Here is a 14,634-nt window from a genome sequence, read left to right as displayed (position 1 = left end):
ACATTCCTATTCAGGCAAAAACGCAAAGTAGAAAGTATTATTCTTACATGTCTATCCCTTTTCATAGAGCAACAAATCAACCGGCGATATGGATTTCTTCCAAAAGAAGATCGGGCACCTTGATAGAGGAATAACTATCCGAGTATTCGTTCGAGATTCCTCCGATTTTAAGGAGCAGATCGAAATAATTTGTGTTCATAGTGATCCGATCCACCGCATGTTGCGGTTTTCCGTTCTTATAATAGATTCCTTGGATTCCGATCGAAATCTCTCCGGATACGGCGCTACAACCCGCTCCACCTTCCAGTTTGGTAACTAATATGCAATGATTCGCGGAGGATAGAAGGTCCGCCCGATTCTTCTCTCCTTTGGGAACGATTAGATTAGAGAAGGATGTCCCTGCTCTTCCTGAATAGGATCGTACGCCGTGACCACTCGGAGGAACACCGTCTTTCTTCGCAGATTCCAAATTATAAAGGTAGGCTCCTAAGACTCCTTTTTCCACCACAGTGGTTCGCTCGGAAGTAGGTATGCCTTCCGCATCTATCAACCGGGAACCTGGATAATCCGGAATATGAGCTTCACAATAAATATTAAATATTGGAGATGCGATCTCTTTTCCCAGTTTTCCGAGTAATCTAGACTGTCCCTTCTGAACCGCATCCGCAAAATAAGGAGAAGAGAACATTCCGACGAGTTGAGCGCTGATTCTATTACTTAAAACGACGGTATAGACTCCGCTCGAAAGCGGTTTTGCGTCCAGAAGTTCCGTTCCTCTCAGAGAGGCTTCCTTCGCGATCCGTTTGGGATCGAATTGGGAGAGATCTCGACCGGAACGATAGTAACTTCCCATTTTTTTATTTTCTCCGGAAGCAACCACGAGTCCCGTACCAGTGTAGGCCACATTGGATTCCTTTTTTACGAATATTCCTTTCGAGTTCGCAATCAAACTTTGGGAGCGGCTTTTGCCTACGCCTACATGCGGAACATTCTCCACTCTGGAATCGGAAGCCCAAGCTGCCTCGTCCAACTCCAATCCCAATTTACGCATCCAATCGAAGCCTAAAGACTCCAGTTCTGGATTAAAATGTTTCAGATCCAAATTAGGTAAAGCTTGGGGATAAGGAAGCTCTATGTCCACAGGATCCGTGATTTCCGTCTGGTCCATAGCGTCCCTTACCATCTGAGAAAGGGCTTGCTTACTGAATCTCTCGCTATAAGAGTATCCCGGCCTGGAATTATTGAAAACTCGTATACCCACGCCTCTTGACCGAGACGTTTCCGTGGAGGTAATCCTACCTTGGAAGACTTCGATTCCGATATCTTCGGAATCAGTAGCGATCAAATCGAAACTGCCGAGCCCGAGACGCTTTCCTTCTTCCAAAACGAACTGAGCGGCTTCTTCCAGCTCCATTAACGTCCTCCCACGAGAATTTCATCCACTTTCAAGGAAGGTTGACCGACCGTAACCGGTATGGATCCGGACGAGGCTCCGCAGGTTCCAGCGGCCAATTCCAAATCCTCGCCCACCATGGAGATTCTTGGAAGGATCTCATGCCCCTTACCTATCAGAGTGGCCCCTCTTACCGGTTCCGCAATCTTTCCGTTACGGATAACGTAACCTTCTTCTACCGCGAAATTGAATTCTCCAGTGGCCGGATTCACAGATCCTCCGCCCATACGCTTGGCATATAGACCGAAATCCACAGAGGCTAACATATCGTCCAAACGATCCGAACCGGCCGCGATATATGTGTTTCTCATACGGGATACGGGAGCATATTGGTACGACTCTCTTCTCCCGCTTCCGGTTCTGGGCACACCCGTTTCCTGGGCACCGATACGATCCGCTAAATAACCTTTTAGAATTCCTTTTTCGATGAGAAGGGTCTTCTGAGTCGGCATCCCTTCGTCGTCCACTGTAAGGGATCCGTATTGCTCTTCTATCGTTCCGTCGTCGTACGCAGTCAGACAGGACTGAGCGATCGCTTCTCCCAACTTCCCGACAAAGGGTGAGGATTTTTTTCGGATCGCTTCTGTTTCTAGAGGATGACCGCATGCTTCGTGAAAAATCACTCCTCCGAACCCGTTCCCCATGACCACGGGCATTCTTTTACCTTCTATATAACCCGCATCCAACATGAACATCGCTCTTTCTCCGGCTCTCCTTGCCAGATTCTCAACGGGTAGTCCTTCGAAAAATTCGAATCCTCTAACCGCACCGGGAGATTCGCTAGCAACGAATCTTTCTCCATCCTTCTCCGCAGTCACCGAAAGAAAGAATCGACTACGAATACGAAGATCCTCCACCCAAAGCCCTTCCGAATTCGCGATTAAAACGTTAGTCACTATATCGGAGGCACTCACTCCCACTTGAACGATCTTAGAGGATACCTTTCTCGCGATATCGTCCGCGGTCTGTAGGATCTCCAACCTTCTGAAAGGCGGGACCTTTCTGGGGTCGTGGATATTCTTTCCGAAGTTCGCTTTTGCGGGTTGTCCCGTTAATTTGAAACCGCCGGGAGCATTCTTAGCTTCTCCCCTGGAATCCGCCAATAGATGAATGAGAGAAAGAAGGTGATCCTTATCATCGTTACTCGTATATGCGTATAAAACGTCGGTGCCGTAAACCAGCCGGATTCCGATTCCATAATCCGTAGCTGCGAGAGATTGTTCGATTTTCTGATCCCTTAATGCGATGGATGAATTGCGGGATTCTTCTTCGTAGATTTCCACAAAGTCCGCTTTCCGGGACTTGCCCGCTTCTATGAGAGATTCTATCTGAGTTTGATTCATATACTTGTTACTTTAGACCGAATCGTTTCGGGAAATACATCCTTTGAGAATAGATTATGCGAACTCGGGAAATGCGATCCCGACCGGGGCCGGAGCCAGTCCTTCCAAGGCCAGACGAATGTACTCCGGTCCTTTTAGATCCTCGAATCTGGGAACCAAATGAAAATGCATATGCGCTACCTTCTCTGCAACGAGAACCGTATAGATCTTAGGAGGAGAATAGCGACTCTGGATCCAATCCGTCGCAGACCGAAGCGCTTCTCCCAAGTCCTCGAATTCTTTAGAGTCCCATTCGGAATATTTTTCCCTATGAGAAAGAAGCTCAACATAAAGATAACCTGGAATTTTTTTATCTTCGGGGGCATGCCTGACGAGGAAGGAACGATTTTTAAATAGGAAGCCGAGGATCTTTTCCTCGGCGTGAATCTTACAAATCGGGCAATCCGGATTTTCGGACAAGAATCAGACTCCGGAACCTTGGGAAATATAGGCCTTGTACCTTTCGTAGACTCTTACGATATAGTCCAGATTGGAACAAAAGCGGATAATACAGCGATAGAAATGGTATCTTTCCATATCCGATACCTCGCCTTCCGAGGATTTGTGCTCGAGAAGAAGGGATTTCACCATTCCTAAGAATAGTGCCCTTTCCCTCTCGTTGTATCCTTCGGGAGAATAACGCACCCCTTCCAGGATATTCGTAAACTTTTCCGCCGAGGCCCTAAAATCGCCGGGAGAAGATAAAAACATCTTCTTTTCCTCTTCGGAGAATGTGGAGAGATAATCGTGAAAAAGAGTGAGTTGGATGGCTTCGACTAGAGAATTGGTTTTTTCTTTCGTTTCTTTATAAAAAGGAGTGTGAATGCTGTATTCTACGAAGTCCTGCCAGGAGGCTTTGGTGGTTCGTATTTTGTGTAATTCTTGGAGACTCATAGGAAAATTTTTGCGCTTTTCATTTGCCGTTTTCGAATATGGTTTGATTAATACAGGAAAAATGGCCTCCATGTCAAAGGTTTTACGCTCGCTCTTCTTGCTTTTCTTCCTCGTTCTTCCATCCGCCCTATTCTCCGCGGATCGACCCGTATCGGAATATCTGGACTCCGTCTTGGAGTGGTCTGGCCATCCGGTCCTGCAAGAGAAACGAATCGTAAGGACTCTCGCCAAAGAATATATAGAGGATCTCCGAAAAGATACGGAGACCAAATTAGAACGACTTTTTGCCGATTACCCCGTCAAAAAGAAGGAACACCCAAAGTGGATCCAAAACATCCGCAAAGAATTGGATGCCCTAAAAGTAATCTCCGCGGTCCGCTACGAATTATCAGGTTTGGAGCCGAATACCGTTCTATTAACCGAAGAGAATTTTCCGGAAACGGCATTTAGCTTCGAAACGGAGCAAGGAAAGATCAGGTATTCCTTTCGTAATATTTCTTCCCGACCTCTGGACCAATGGTTGGAATTGAAATTGCAAGGTAGCTTCTTCCTATACAGCGAATCGGGGGCCTTGCTTCTCTCCAGAGAAAGGCAAGGATTTCCTGTTAAGAATCTGGATATTTCCGAAATCAGATCCTATTTTCAGGAGGAAAAGAAAAGAAAGAATAACGTTTCTCTTCTCTCAGAGAACGGATACCTACTTTTTTACTTCCCGAACCATAACTTAGTTCCGTTTTATATATTACTGATCTCTAAAATTCTACTCTGTCTTTTGGCGATTGCGGTATTCGCTTTGTATTCCAATCGCTTTTGGATCTTCCTCAAGGACCAAACGAGAAGGACTCATAAGGCGGAGATCTCCTTCTTACGTAAAAAAGAAAGACTGGGGCCCCCTCCTACCTAGGTTTTGCCCCGGTTTTAGGACCCCATTTTTACTCCAAGCATATTTACTATACGGATATTTGTATTTTTTTCACCTACCATTCGATTTTTTGGGTGACATAAGGTGAAGTTTCCTGGAAGCTTTTCCCGAGGGAATCGAAAGGTTTTTTTCTTTCGCACCTGGAATTTGTCCGGGCTAGCGAGTATTCTTCTGATAGAAAAGAAAGGATTCCCTAAAAAAAGACGCGCAGTTTGTTTCCAGGGGGAATCGGTTCTTGGCAAGAGAAGGAGCTAAAGAGTCCATGAAAAAGCAGAAAGAAGAAGCCCAGGGTTTGGACGATTCCAAACGCCAAGCGATCGACCAAGCCGTTACCCAAATTGAAAAGCAATTTGGAAAAGGATCCATCATGCGTTTGGGATCCGCGGCAGCCAGTTCCGTAGCCCCGGTGATTCCTACCGGATCTCTGGATTTGGATATTGCCTTAGGCATTGGCGGTTATCCGTTGGGACGTATCGTAGAAATCTACGGACCGGAATCTTCCGGTAAAACAACCCTTACGCTGTCCGCCATTGCGGAGGCGCAAAAAAGAGGGGGCGTCGCAGCTTTCATCGATGCGGAGCACGCATTGGATCCTTCCTACGCCAAAAAGCTAGGCGTAAACCTGGAAGAACTTTTGGTTTCCCAGCCGGATAACGGAGAGGAAGCATTAGAAATTTGTGAATCCTTGGTCCGAAGCAACGCGATCGATATCGTGGTTTTAGACTCCGTAGCTGCTTTGGTTCCTAAGGCGGAAATCGAAGGCGATATGGGGGATTCCCATATGGGCCTACAAGCAAGACTTATGTCCCAAGCCTTAAGGAAACTTACTGGAACGATTTCCAAGTCCAAGACGGTAGTCGTATTCATCAACCAGATTCGTATGAAAATCGGAGTCATGTTCGGTTCTCCGGAAACGACCACTGGTGGAAACGCTTTAAAGTTCTATAGTACGATCCGTCTGGATATTCGTAAGATCGAAACCTTAAAGGAAAAGGAAGAAGCAACCGGAAACCGGGTCCGTGTAAAAGTTGTAAAAAACAAGATGGCCCCTCCTTTCCGTCAGGCGGAATTCGACATAATCTATAACACCGGAATCAGTCGAGAAAGTTCTCTCGTTGACTTGGGCGTAAAACACGACATTATTAGTAAATCCGGAGCCTGGTATTCCTATAATACGGAAAAGATCGGGCAAGGTAAGGAAGCGGCCAAAGAGTATCTTAGGGCCAATCCGGAGATCGCTTTCCAGATAGAAAATATGGTTAGGGATCTGAACGGACTTCCTCCGCTACCGCCGGACGGGAAACCCCTCCCCGCTGCACCGAATGAAAACACACAAAAGGCTGCAGGATAAACGCTGGCTTTCTTTTTAGAAACCATTGACCGCCGGATGAAATTCATCCGGCGTTTTTTTATTCCAACAGGCTCGGCTTCTTTCATTCTTGTTCTAAAACCATCCCGAAGGAAACGGAATGTCCGAAATCAGCATTATAGGAGCCGGAGGATTCACCGGTAAGGAACTCTTAGGTCTCTTAGCCAATCATCCCAAATGGAAAGCCGTTCATGTCACCAGCGATAAGCTCGCAGGAAAATCGCTGTCCGAAGTATTCCCCGATCTGGTTTATCCTAAAAATCTAATATTCAAACGCCATGAGGACGAATTGCCCAAGGGCTCCTTAGTGGTTTTGGCCGTTCCGAACGAGGCCGCCCTGGAATTGGCGCCGAAATTCCTGAATGCAGGTCATAAGGTAATCGATCTTTCCGGGGTATATAGACTCCACGATAAGGAATTATTCGAGAAAGCTTACAAACTCACTCATACCAGCTTCGAATTGACGAACAAAGCCGTCTTCGGAATCCCCGAGATATTCAGGGACAAATTGAAAGGAGCGGATTTCGTTTCCAATCCGGGCTGTTTCTCCACTTCGGTTATTCTTTCCCTTTACCTTTTAGGGGATCTGAGAAAAAAAATCCGGCCAAGAATCATTGCCGATTGCAAATCCGGAATCAGCGGTGCAGGAGGAAGAGTGGAAGACGGAGGCTATTCTTTCAATAGCGTCTACGAAAACTTCCGTGCTTACAAAGTCCTGAGCCACCAACATGAGCCGGAAATACGGGAGTATTGTTTTGCAGGATCCGGACTTCCTCTTCCTGAAGTATTATTTGTTCCTCATTTACTTCCGGTATACCGGGGGATTCTTTCCACCATATACCTGGAAGCGGAATCGGACGATCTTCCCGTTCTGGAGACAATGCGTTCTCTTGCGGAAAAAGAACCGTTCCTTCGAATCAGAAACACTCCGGAAGAAATCGATCTAGCGAAAGTGAGCCAAACGAACTTTTTGGATATAGGAGTTCGCCAAAGAGGAAATACGATCACAATCGTTTCCGCCTTGGACAATTTGATGAAAGGCGCCGCGAGCCAAGCATTACAGAATATCAATCTAATGCTCGGAGAGTCCGAGATTTTAGGGCTCCTTCCTTAACGAGTTAGAATGGAAAAGAGAAGCGTCTACCATTTAGTCCGTGACTCCTGTCTGCATTATAAGGACCGCCCTTTCCAATGGATCTGGGACGAGAAAATCAAATCCTTCCAAGGAGTTTCCTATTCGGAGTGGTTTTCTCGGCTCGAGGATCTGTCCGGATTCTTTCGTAGTAAGAATTTAGGAAAGGGAGAAAAGGTAGGGCTTCTTTGCGATAATCGGACGGAATGGGCTCTTTGCTCCTTTTCCATAGTTTGTTCCGGAGGAGTGGACGTTCCGAGAGGAACGGATGCAAGCGAAGAAGAGATTTTCTATATCCTGGACCATACGGAGTCCAGGATCGTATTCGTAGAAAAGGAGAATGTACTACAAAAGTTAGCCAAGATTCTCCCCCGACTCAAGAACTTAGAAACCGTTGTCCTGATAGAAGGAGAGGATAATTTCAAATCTCTCACTGAAATTAAAAAGTCGTTTCCTAGACTGGAATTTATGGATTTGCAATCTGCTTTGCAACTGGGACGTTCCTGGATTTCTAAGAAAGGAAAGGATCCGATCCGATCCGTAGGCGAATCCTTAAACGCGGACGATACCGCCACCATCATCTACACTTCCGGGACCACTGGAACTCCGAAGGGAGTAGTTCTAAAACATAGATCTTTTACTTGGACTGTGGATCAGCTCCAGCAATTCGTTCCCGCGGGCTACTCGGACCGGGTCGTGGTATTTTTGCCTCCTTGGCATATCGCAGAAAGGATTCTAGAAACGGCTCTTCTATCTTGGGGAGCCTCCCTGGCTTGCTCTTCCGTAAACCAACTGACTCGGGATTTCGAAATCATCCAGCCTACGGTTTTAGTTTCCGTTCCAAGAGTTTGGGAAGCATTGTACAGAAGGATTTGGGATAAGGCGGCTAAATCTTCCCCGTTAAAGTTCAGAATCTTTTCTATTTCCGTCAAGATCGCCGAATTCTATAATTCATTACTGGATACTATTCTCGGAAATTACTCCGAAACGGAGTCTTCCAAAAAGGAAGATGTATTAACGGATAGAACTACCGCACTCTTGCTTCTTCCTATATTCTACTCCTTGAATATACTTGCGCAGAAGATACTGGCCCCAGTTAAGGCGCTATTCGGAGGAAAGCTAAGATTCGCATTCTGCGGAGCGGGCGCCATGCCTCCCAAGATCCAATTCTTCTTTCGTTCCGTAGGAGTTCCTATCATTGAGACCTACGGTATGACGGAGACCACAGGCATGGGAGCCTTGGGTTCCTTCCCTATCCCTAAGACGGGAGCCATCGGTCCAGTGTTTCCGGGAGCACATATCAAACTGGTGGACGAAACGGGCCAGGTGGTCACGGAAACCGGCAAGAAAGGAATCGCCTGGCATAAAGGGCCTCATGTCACTGCGGGATACTACAGGAATCCGGAAGCGACTACGGCAAATTTCGACGACAATTGGTTCCACTCCGGTGATATCTTAGTTTGGACTAGAACGGGAGAATTGAAATTCGCCGGTCGAGCCAAGGACACTATCGTTCTTTCTTCCGGGGAGAATGTGGAGCCGGAACCGATCGAGGCAAAGATATTCGAAACAGGTTGGATACTGACTTCGGTCATCGTAGGCCAGGACCAAAAATTTCTGGCCGCGCTCATCGTTCCGGACTTCGCTAAAATCAGAGAGCATTTCCTTTCTATTGGAAAAAAATTGCCCGCGGAGAACATAGACCTCGTCCAGAATCCGGAAGTATTACGCTTTTATAAGGATTTGGTTAAGAACACCGTATCCGAAAGAAACGGTTTCAAGAATTTCGAGAAAATCTCGGAAATTCGTCTCTTATCCCAAGAGTTCGAAAAGGGAAAAGAACTCACCGAAACCATGAAAGTGAAAAGAAATAAGGTTGCAGAACTCTACGCCGATCTGATAAAAACGATCTTCGCGTAAATAAAATGACTGGAAACGGAATCACCGAAATTCTTTTTTGCGGAGCCTTTGTAGGCGAAATCGACAAAATCAAATCCGATTCCAGGCTTAGGACTTTCGAGACTGGAATCGGCGCCTTAGAAGCCGCCGTCAATTTACAGAAATATCTATCCGATCCTTCTGCCACCCGCCCCAAATCCATCATCTTCATAGGATCCTCCGGAGTCTATTCCTGGATTCCTAGAAAAGAATGGGAGGGAAAATTCGGAATTTCCCGATCCTTCGTGAACTATGAAATCGCTGCCTTGGACAAAAAGGTCAGGATTCCGGATCAAATGCTATTGAAGCACGATTTTCCGGATTTCGTTTTTCCTTTCGAGGGACCCGAGTTCCTGGAATCGGTAACCAACGGGACGGGATCCGTAACCCTGGAAGATCTGAGTCCTAGGGCAATGGAAAGGATCAAGTCGGAGGGAATCGGATTCGAAAACATGGAAGTTTTCGGACTAGCCAAAGTCTGTGCCTTACTCGGAATTCCCTTCGGAGCGGTTCTATCCTTAACGAATAAGGTGGGTCCCAAAGGAAGCGAAGAATGGAAACTCTCCTGGAGAAAACATTCGGATCGTCTCCAGGAGAAAATACTAAGCTACCTATAGATCCTAGTATTTTCTTTCCGAAGGAAAGAATAAGGAACGGATTTCTCCAACAACCGCGTCCGTCTCCAGTTCTCCCTTCTTGATGATTTCCTTATATTTTCCGAAATCCGTGAATGCGAATTCTTCTATATGAAGATTGATGAAAAGATCCATTTTTTCCTTTCTGAGCTTGGTGATTTCTCTTCCTTCCAGGGTTATGGCTCTAGCCATAATTTTCAGAATCGGAGGATACGTAATGTCTTCCCAAAGATTCTTGAAGAACGATTTACCAGTGACCTTGCGATCTTCCAGCAATCGCACGATACCTTCGTCCCTCAAAGGAGATACGTTCACTGAAAGGATAACATCCGCTCCTCTCTTACGGATTAAATTCTCCGGTACATTATTAATGACTCCCCCGTCGATTAAGAGATGATCCCCTTTAAATACGGGTGGAAACATTCCCGGAAGACTCATTGCCGCGGCGAGTGCTTCCCAGACCGGCCCCTGATCCATTACATATTCTTGACCGCTATGCAAGTCCACCGCGGAAGTCACAAAAGGAATTTTCAAGTCCTCGATGAGCTGAGTTCCGAAAGCGTCCTTCAGCATGCGAAGCATTCTCTTTCCTTTGAAGAAGGAAATCAAAGGAATCGTAGGATCGAACGGTTTTTCTATCCCACCGAAAAACTTACCGATCATTTTGTAGATAGAATCTACATCTTCTCCCCTTGCATACAAGGCCCCGATCACCGCACCGAAAGAAGACCCGGACACGTAATCGAAACGAATCCCTTCTCTTTCCAATACCTTGAGTAGGCCCACATGTCCTAACGCCCTCGCTCCACCTCCTCCTAAAGCGATCCCTCTGGTTTTAGAGACTAGATATCTAGCGAAGGTCTCCCCTTTATGAAACACTTTTTCGTTCGCGAGAATTTCCTGCTTAGCGGCCGGGCTATCCGAAACTATAATGCGAGATGTCCTTCCTGAAAAATTCCGGATTCTAGGATGCCAGTAATCCAGGATCTCGCTCTTCTGCCTCAGATTTCTTTCCGGATTATCCTCCCAGAATACGATTTGATCGCATTGTTGTACGAGCTTATCCAGCTCTGGATTCAATTCCGGTTTCCTAAAATACAAATGCAGGACCGTGGATTTCTTTCTGAGTTGGGAGACGGTTCTCACCATTTCCGGAACGGATTTACCGTAGAAGGCATCCATCTTGACCAAGGAAACATGACCGTCATGCGCCTTCCTACCGTGGTCCACTACGACCTCTAAATGGGATTTAAAATCCTCTATCTCCTCCAAAGGCACGTGGCAAACCAATCTACGGGGAGAATGAGAATGCTTGCCGGAATCCTCCAGAACCTCTCTCATTCTCTGCCCCATCAGCTTCATCAGGTTTTGGGAAAGCACTCTCTCCTTAGCAGCTAGCTTGATGAAGTATTCGGCATCAATCACATAGAGTAAGGTATCTAGAATTGCGGTGGCCGAGCCGGTATGTGCGGAGCGGGTCAATACGCTGTTTTCGGAGAATACGTCTCCTTCTCCCAGATATCGCACGGTCTTGCCGGCTTCTCCAAGAGAGATCATCACTTCTCCGTGTCGGATCAGATAGAGCTCTTTGGAAATTTCTCCCTTATAGTAGATGACGCTATGGTTGTAGACGCTTCTTTCTTCGATATGTCCGTAAAGTAAGACGAGTATTTTTCTCGGAAGCCCTTTGAACAAAGGAATGGAAGCCAAAAATTGCAATGCTTCCGGAGGAACTATTTTTTTCATGCGCGAAGAATCCTAACCTAGGAAATTTATTTTGTAAAGCCTATCTGATTATCGACATACGGCGAATTTCCGTCGCGACAACAATTCGGAAATCCTCTTGATTTTTAGTCTCACGGGTAAAACCTAGCTCCGATGAAGTTAGATTCGGCCCAAGTCGTCGGTATATTCAAGAAATCGGTCGAGGATTGGCATAAAGAAGAAAAAGCCTCCCCAAATCCCTACCCGGAATCCTCTGACGAGAGCTTATTTTATAAGAAGAATCAAATCGATACCATCCAATGGCATGTCGAAGACGAAATACGACGCCCGGATCTTCCGGATTCCGAATTGGTCCAATTTAAGCGCAAAATCGACGCCCTAAACCAGGAAAGAACCGACCTGGTCGAACAGATAGACGATAGAATTTCCGCGCAATTCGCAACGGTGGAAAGGAAGCCGAATGCGAGAATGAACTCCGAGACTCCCGCTTGGCTGATAGATAGAATGAGCATTCTCGAACTCAAGATCTACCATATGGACGAGCAAACCCGAAGAAAAGACGTCGGGACGGAACATATAGAAACCTGTAAAAGAAAGCTCGCGGTTCTTTTGGAGCAAAGAAAGGATCTCTCCGTATGTTTGGACGAATTGTTGGACGATCTTTCCAAGGGAGATAAATTCTATAAGGTGTACAGGCAAATGAAGATGTACAACGATAAGTCTCTCAATCCTTCCCTTTACACCAAGCAGGCATGAACTTACTCGTCCTTCGATTTTCGGCAATGGGAGACGTCGCCTTGATGGCTCCCGCCCTGATCGCCGTTGCGGCAAAATACACGAATATACAATTAACCGTAGTAACTCGCGGCAATTACGCTCCATTTTTTTATAATATTCCGAATGTTCACGTAATAGGGATCAATTTAAAAAAATATAAAGGCCTCTCCGGCTTATACAGACTATTTAAAGAATTGAACAAACTAGGTCCTTACGAAAAGATCGTGGACCTGCATGCAAGCGTGCGTTCCCGCTTTATCAGCCTATTCTTCCGTTTCAAAGGAGTCCCCGTTTTCCAAATCATCAAAGGAAGAAGGGAAAAAATGAGACAAATCCGCAGGAAAAGAAAGATTCTGCGAAAACTTCCCCATACAGTGGACAGGTACATTAAGGTTTTTGAAAAAGCGGGATTTCCCGCCACGGTAAGAAAAGGACCATGGATCAATGTGGATCCCGAATCAAAGATTTACGCCAAAGACTTTTTGCTCGCACGTAAGATCGATAAGAAGGAAGGGCTATGGATCGGCTACGCGCCTTTTGCAGGACACAAATTGAAAGAATGGCCCCTGGAAAAAAGCATCGCCCTTCTCAAACTACTCAAAGAAGAATTTCCTAATATACGAATCTTCCTTTTCGGTTCTTCCCAAGAAGCGTCCGTCATGGAGGAATGGAGAAACGGAGATCAGTCCATGACAATCGTTTCCGGAGGTAAATTGGGCATCCGAGGAGAACTCGGAATCATGGAAAGAATGGATGTTATCATAGGAATGGATTCTTCCAATATTCATATCGCCGCATTATTAAAGCGTCCCGTGATCGCATTATTCGGTACAACTCATCCTCTTTCCGGATTCGCTCCCTTCGGACAGGAAGATACGGGAGTACTGCAAATCGAAGATCTTCCTTGTAGACCTTGCAGTATTTACGGAAATACGACCTGTTATAGAAAAGATTTTGCGTGTATGGAAAGGATCACACCGGAAGACGTCGTAAAACGCATCAATGTGATCAAGAATATCAATACTCTATTTTAAACTAACCGAAGATACCGAGAGGGTCCAAGGAAAAGATCGTATTTAGAATAGAGCGCTTCTTCTTTTTGTCCTTTTGCTCCGCCACCGATTTATATACCTCTTCCATTCTGTCCACACAAGCCTTCATTTCATGTCCTTTGGAGATCCGAATGGATTCTTTAGAGAAATTGGCGTATAATTCCGGATTTTCCAGAATACGTATCGACTTATCCGCGATATCCTTCACATCGAAAGGCTTCGCTATGTATCCGTTCACTCCGTCGTGGACCAATTCAGGAATCGCGAAGGAATCCACGCCTACTGCGGGCAAACCGCAAGCGACCGATTCCAAGATCACGAGACCCTGTGTTTCCATAGTAGAAGCCGTCAGGAACAGATCGTAATTGGGATAATGATTCGGTAATTCCTTTCGATCGATGAATCCGGTAAAGGAAACGGCGTTTTCCATTCCTAATTTCTGGGCCTGGATTTTAAGGGAAGGGAGAGCGGGACCGTCTCCTATAATCGTAAGAGTTGCGCCCGGAATCTTGTCCAAAATGAGTTTAAACGAATTTATAACTACGTCGCAGTTCTTTTCGTAGGAGATCCTACCCACGTGCAATAATTTAGGCGGACCGCTTAGCGTTTTAGGACTGCCCTTGAATTGGGAAAGATCCAGACCGTTGGAAATCACTGCTACAGGCTTTTTCAACCCGAACTCTTCCAATTGTTTTTTGATTAGATGGGATGGGGAAATGATCAGATCGCAACGGTCGTAAAGATTATTCGTGATCTTAAGAATGATTTTCTTACGGATATTGAACTTATCGAATTTTTCGAATTTGAGCAGATCCTTGATTTTGATCTTTTTATTCAGCTTTCCGATCCGCATGAACAGCTTGTCCAATTTCAAAAGACGGTAGAAAGAAAGATACATGTCCTGCTCGGACATAAGAGTGTGGTAGGTTCCGATACTGGGAATCCCGTATTTTTCCGTCGCGTTGATCCCATAGAGCCCCATAAGTCCCGGAGTGTGGATATGCACCAAATCCGGTTGAAATTCCTTGATCAATCTCTTAATTTTGGAAGGAGACGGCAAAACTACTTTGATATCCGGATAACTAGGAAGATAGCCGCTACGGAATCTCTCCACTCGGATCTTATCTCCCATCCGATCGAAATCGCCTTCTCCGTATCTAGGGCAGCAAATCATGAACTCGTGCCCCCTTTCGGTTAGCGCCTCCGAGAAATTTTTCATCGAGATCGCAACCCCGTCGATTTTAGGAAGAAAGGTGTCCGAGAAATAAAGGATCTTCATTCGTATGCCTAGGCGAAACCAATGTTTCCCATAAGTAGGATTTTTCCACTTTATTCTATGGAATCTTTGGGAAAAA

At 45.9% G+C, this 14,634-nt stretch carries 13 protein-coding genes; 7 read left to right on the top strand and 6 right to left on the bottom strand.

Annotated elements, in window-relative coordinates; genetic code table 11:
* Positions 1–76: 76 nt before the first annotated feature.
* Genes LEP1GSC061_RS07965 through LEP1GSC061_RS07950 form a run of 4 tightly spaced genes read right to left on the bottom strand, consistent with a single transcriptional unit; the run spans position 77 to position 3,729 of the window.
* A complete protein-coding gene (locus LEP1GSC061_RS07965; RefSeq protein WP_016544206.1) occupies positions 77–1,414 on the bottom strand; it encodes a TldD/PmbA family protein in 1,338 nt (445 codons plus the stop codon).
* Entirely contained in the window at positions 1,414–2,796 is a 1,383-nt protein-coding gene (locus tag LEP1GSC061_RS07960; RefSeq protein WP_016544328.1) for a TldD/PmbA family protein, read from the bottom strand. The genes LEP1GSC061_RS07965 and LEP1GSC061_RS07960 overlap by 1 nt, the downstream gene beginning before the upstream one ends.
* 54 nt (positions 2,797–2,850) lie before the next feature.
* Entirely contained in the window at positions 2,851–3,255 is a 405-nt protein-coding gene (locus LEP1GSC061_RS07955) for an HIT family protein (RefSeq protein WP_016544426.1), read from the bottom strand.
* A 3-nt stretch (positions 3,256–3,258) separates the two neighbouring features.
* A complete protein-coding gene (locus LEP1GSC061_RS07950; protein WP_040508270.1) occupies positions 3,259–3,729 on the bottom strand; it encodes a hypothetical protein in 471 nt (156 codons plus the stop codon).
* A gap of 70 nt (positions 3,730–3,799) precedes the next feature.
* Between LEP1GSC061_RS07950 and LEP1GSC061_RS07945 the strand changes: the two genes are divergently transcribed.
* The 5 genes from LEP1GSC061_RS07945 to LEP1GSC061_RS07925 all read left to right on the top strand — a co-directional run bounded on the left by LEP1GSC061_RS07945 (position 3,800) and on the right by LEP1GSC061_RS07925 (position 9,707).
* On the top strand, positions 3,800–4,633 hold the full coding sequence (locus LEP1GSC061_RS07945) for a hypothetical protein (RefSeq protein ID WP_016544741.1): 834 nt from the start codon (positions 3,800–3,802) through the stop codon (positions 4,631–4,633).
* A 280-nt stretch (positions 4,634–4,913) separates the two neighbouring features.
* Positions 4,914–6,002 carry a recombinase RecA gene (gene recA / locus LEP1GSC061_RS07940; RefSeq protein ID WP_016545015.1) on the top strand — a complete coding sequence of 363 codons (1,089 nt, stop codon included), beginning with the start codon at positions 4,914–4,916 and terminating at the stop codon, positions 6,000–6,002.
* Positions 6,003–6,120: 118 nt separating this feature from the next.
* The gene (gene argC, locus LEP1GSC061_RS07935; RefSeq protein ID WP_016544887.1) at positions 6,121–7,134 is read left to right on the top strand and encodes an N-acetyl-gamma-glutamyl-phosphate reductase; all 1,014 of its coding nucleotides are present in this window, start codon (positions 6,121–6,123) and stop codon (positions 7,132–7,134) included.
* 9 nt (positions 7,135–7,143) lie between these two features.
* Positions 7,144–9,072 carry an AMP-dependent synthetase/ligase gene (locus LEP1GSC061_RS07930; RefSeq protein ID WP_016544333.1) on the top strand — a complete coding sequence of 643 codons (1,929 nt, stop codon included), beginning with the start codon at positions 7,144–7,146 and terminating at the stop codon, positions 9,070–9,072.
* A gap of 5 nt (positions 9,073–9,077) precedes the next feature.
* Positions 9,078–9,707: a phosphorylase family protein gene (locus tag LEP1GSC061_RS07925; protein WP_016544910.1), complete on the top strand. Its 630-nt coding sequence runs from the start codon at positions 9,078–9,080 to the stop codon at positions 9,705–9,707.
* 3 nt (positions 9,708–9,710) lie between these two features.
* On the opposite strand, the gene LEP1GSC061_RS07920 is transcribed toward LEP1GSC061_RS07925, so the two are convergent.
* Positions 9,711–11,471: a patatin-like phospholipase family protein gene (locus LEP1GSC061_RS07920; protein ID WP_016544326.1), complete on the bottom strand. Its 1,761-nt coding sequence runs from the start codon at positions 11,469–11,471 to the stop codon at positions 9,711–9,713.
* Positions 11,472–11,603: 132 nt separating this feature from the next.
* On the opposite strand from LEP1GSC061_RS07920, the gene LEP1GSC061_RS07915 reads away from it, so the two are divergent.
* Complete coding sequence (locus LEP1GSC061_RS07915) at positions 11,604–12,206, top strand: DUF4254 domain-containing protein (RefSeq protein ID WP_016544187.1); 603 nt, start codon at positions 11,604–11,606, stop codon at positions 12,204–12,206.
* A complete protein-coding gene (locus tag LEP1GSC061_RS07910; RefSeq protein ID WP_100759490.1) occupies positions 12,203–13,261 on the top strand; it encodes a glycosyltransferase family 9 protein in 1,059 nt (352 codons plus the stop codon). Before LEP1GSC061_RS07915 ends, LEP1GSC061_RS07910 begins: the two co-directional genes overlap by 4 nt.
* Position 13,262: 1 nt before the next feature.
* Here LEP1GSC061_RS07910 and LEP1GSC061_RS07905 read toward each other — a convergent pair whose 3' ends face one another.
* Positions 13,263–14,558, bottom strand: a complete 1,296-nt coding sequence (locus tag LEP1GSC061_RS07905; protein WP_016544520.1) for a glycosyltransferase — start codon at positions 14,556–14,558, stop codon at positions 13,263–13,265.
* Between the last annotated feature and the right edge of the window lie 76 nt (positions 14,559–14,634).

It is taken from the genome of Leptospira wolffii serovar Khorat str. Khorat-H2, from assembly GCF_000306115.2.
In the GTDB taxonomy this organism is placed as follows: domain Bacteria; phylum Spirochaetota; class Leptospiria; order Leptospirales; family Leptospiraceae; genus Leptospira_B; species Leptospira_B wolffii.
The sequence above is the reverse complement of the archived record's forward strand: the minus strand, read 5'-3'. Positions and strand labels throughout refer to the sequence as shown.

What these genes read in the sequence shown, in the direction of transcription:
- LEP1GSC061_RS07965 (WP_016544206.1), bottom strand. Translation starts at nt 1,414, where the DNA reads ATGGAGCTGGAAGAAGCCGCTCAGTTCGTTTTGGAAGAAGGAAAGCGT.
- LEP1GSC061_RS07960 (WP_016544328.1), bottom strand. Translation starts at nt 2,796, where the DNA reads ATGAATCAAACTCAGATAGAATCTCTCATAGAAGCGGGCAAGTCCCGG.
- LEP1GSC061_RS07950 (WP_040508270.1), bottom strand. Translation starts at nt 3,729, where the DNA reads ATGAGTCTCCAAGAATTACACAAAATACGAACCACCAAAGCCTCCTGG.
- LEP1GSC061_RS07945 (WP_016544741.1), top strand. Translation starts at nt 3,800, where the DNA reads ATGTCAAAGGTTTTACGCTCGCTCTTCTTGCTTTTCTTCCTCGTTCTT.
- recA (WP_016545015.1), top strand. Translation starts at nt 4,914, where the DNA reads ATGAAAAAGCAGAAAGAAGAAGCCCAGGGTTTGGACGATTCCAAACGC.
- argC (WP_016544887.1), top strand. Translation starts at nt 6,121, where the DNA reads ATGTCCGAAATCAGCATTATAGGAGCCGGAGGATTCACCGGTAAGGAA.
- LEP1GSC061_RS07930 (WP_016544333.1), top strand. Translation starts at nt 7,144, where the DNA reads ATGGAAAAGAGAAGCGTCTACCATTTAGTCCGTGACTCCTGTCTGCAT.
- LEP1GSC061_RS07925 (WP_016544910.1), top strand. Translation starts at nt 9,078, where the DNA reads ATGACTGGAAACGGAATCACCGAAATTCTTTTTTGCGGAGCCTTTGTA.
- LEP1GSC061_RS07920 (WP_016544326.1), bottom strand. Translation starts at nt 11,471, where the DNA reads ATGAAAAAAATAGTTCCTCCGGAAGCATTGCAATTTTTGGCTTCCATT.
- LEP1GSC061_RS07915 (WP_016544187.1), top strand. Translation starts at nt 11,604, where the DNA reads ATGAAGTTAGATTCGGCCCAAGTCGTCGGTATATTCAAGAAATCGGTC.
- LEP1GSC061_RS07910 (WP_100759490.1), top strand. Translation starts at nt 12,203, where the DNA reads ATGAACTTACTCGTCCTTCGATTTTCGGCAATGGGAGACGTCGCCTTG.
- LEP1GSC061_RS07905 (WP_016544520.1), bottom strand. Translation starts at nt 14,558, where the DNA reads ATGAAGATCCTTTATTTCTCGGACACCTTTCTTCCTAAAATCGACGGG.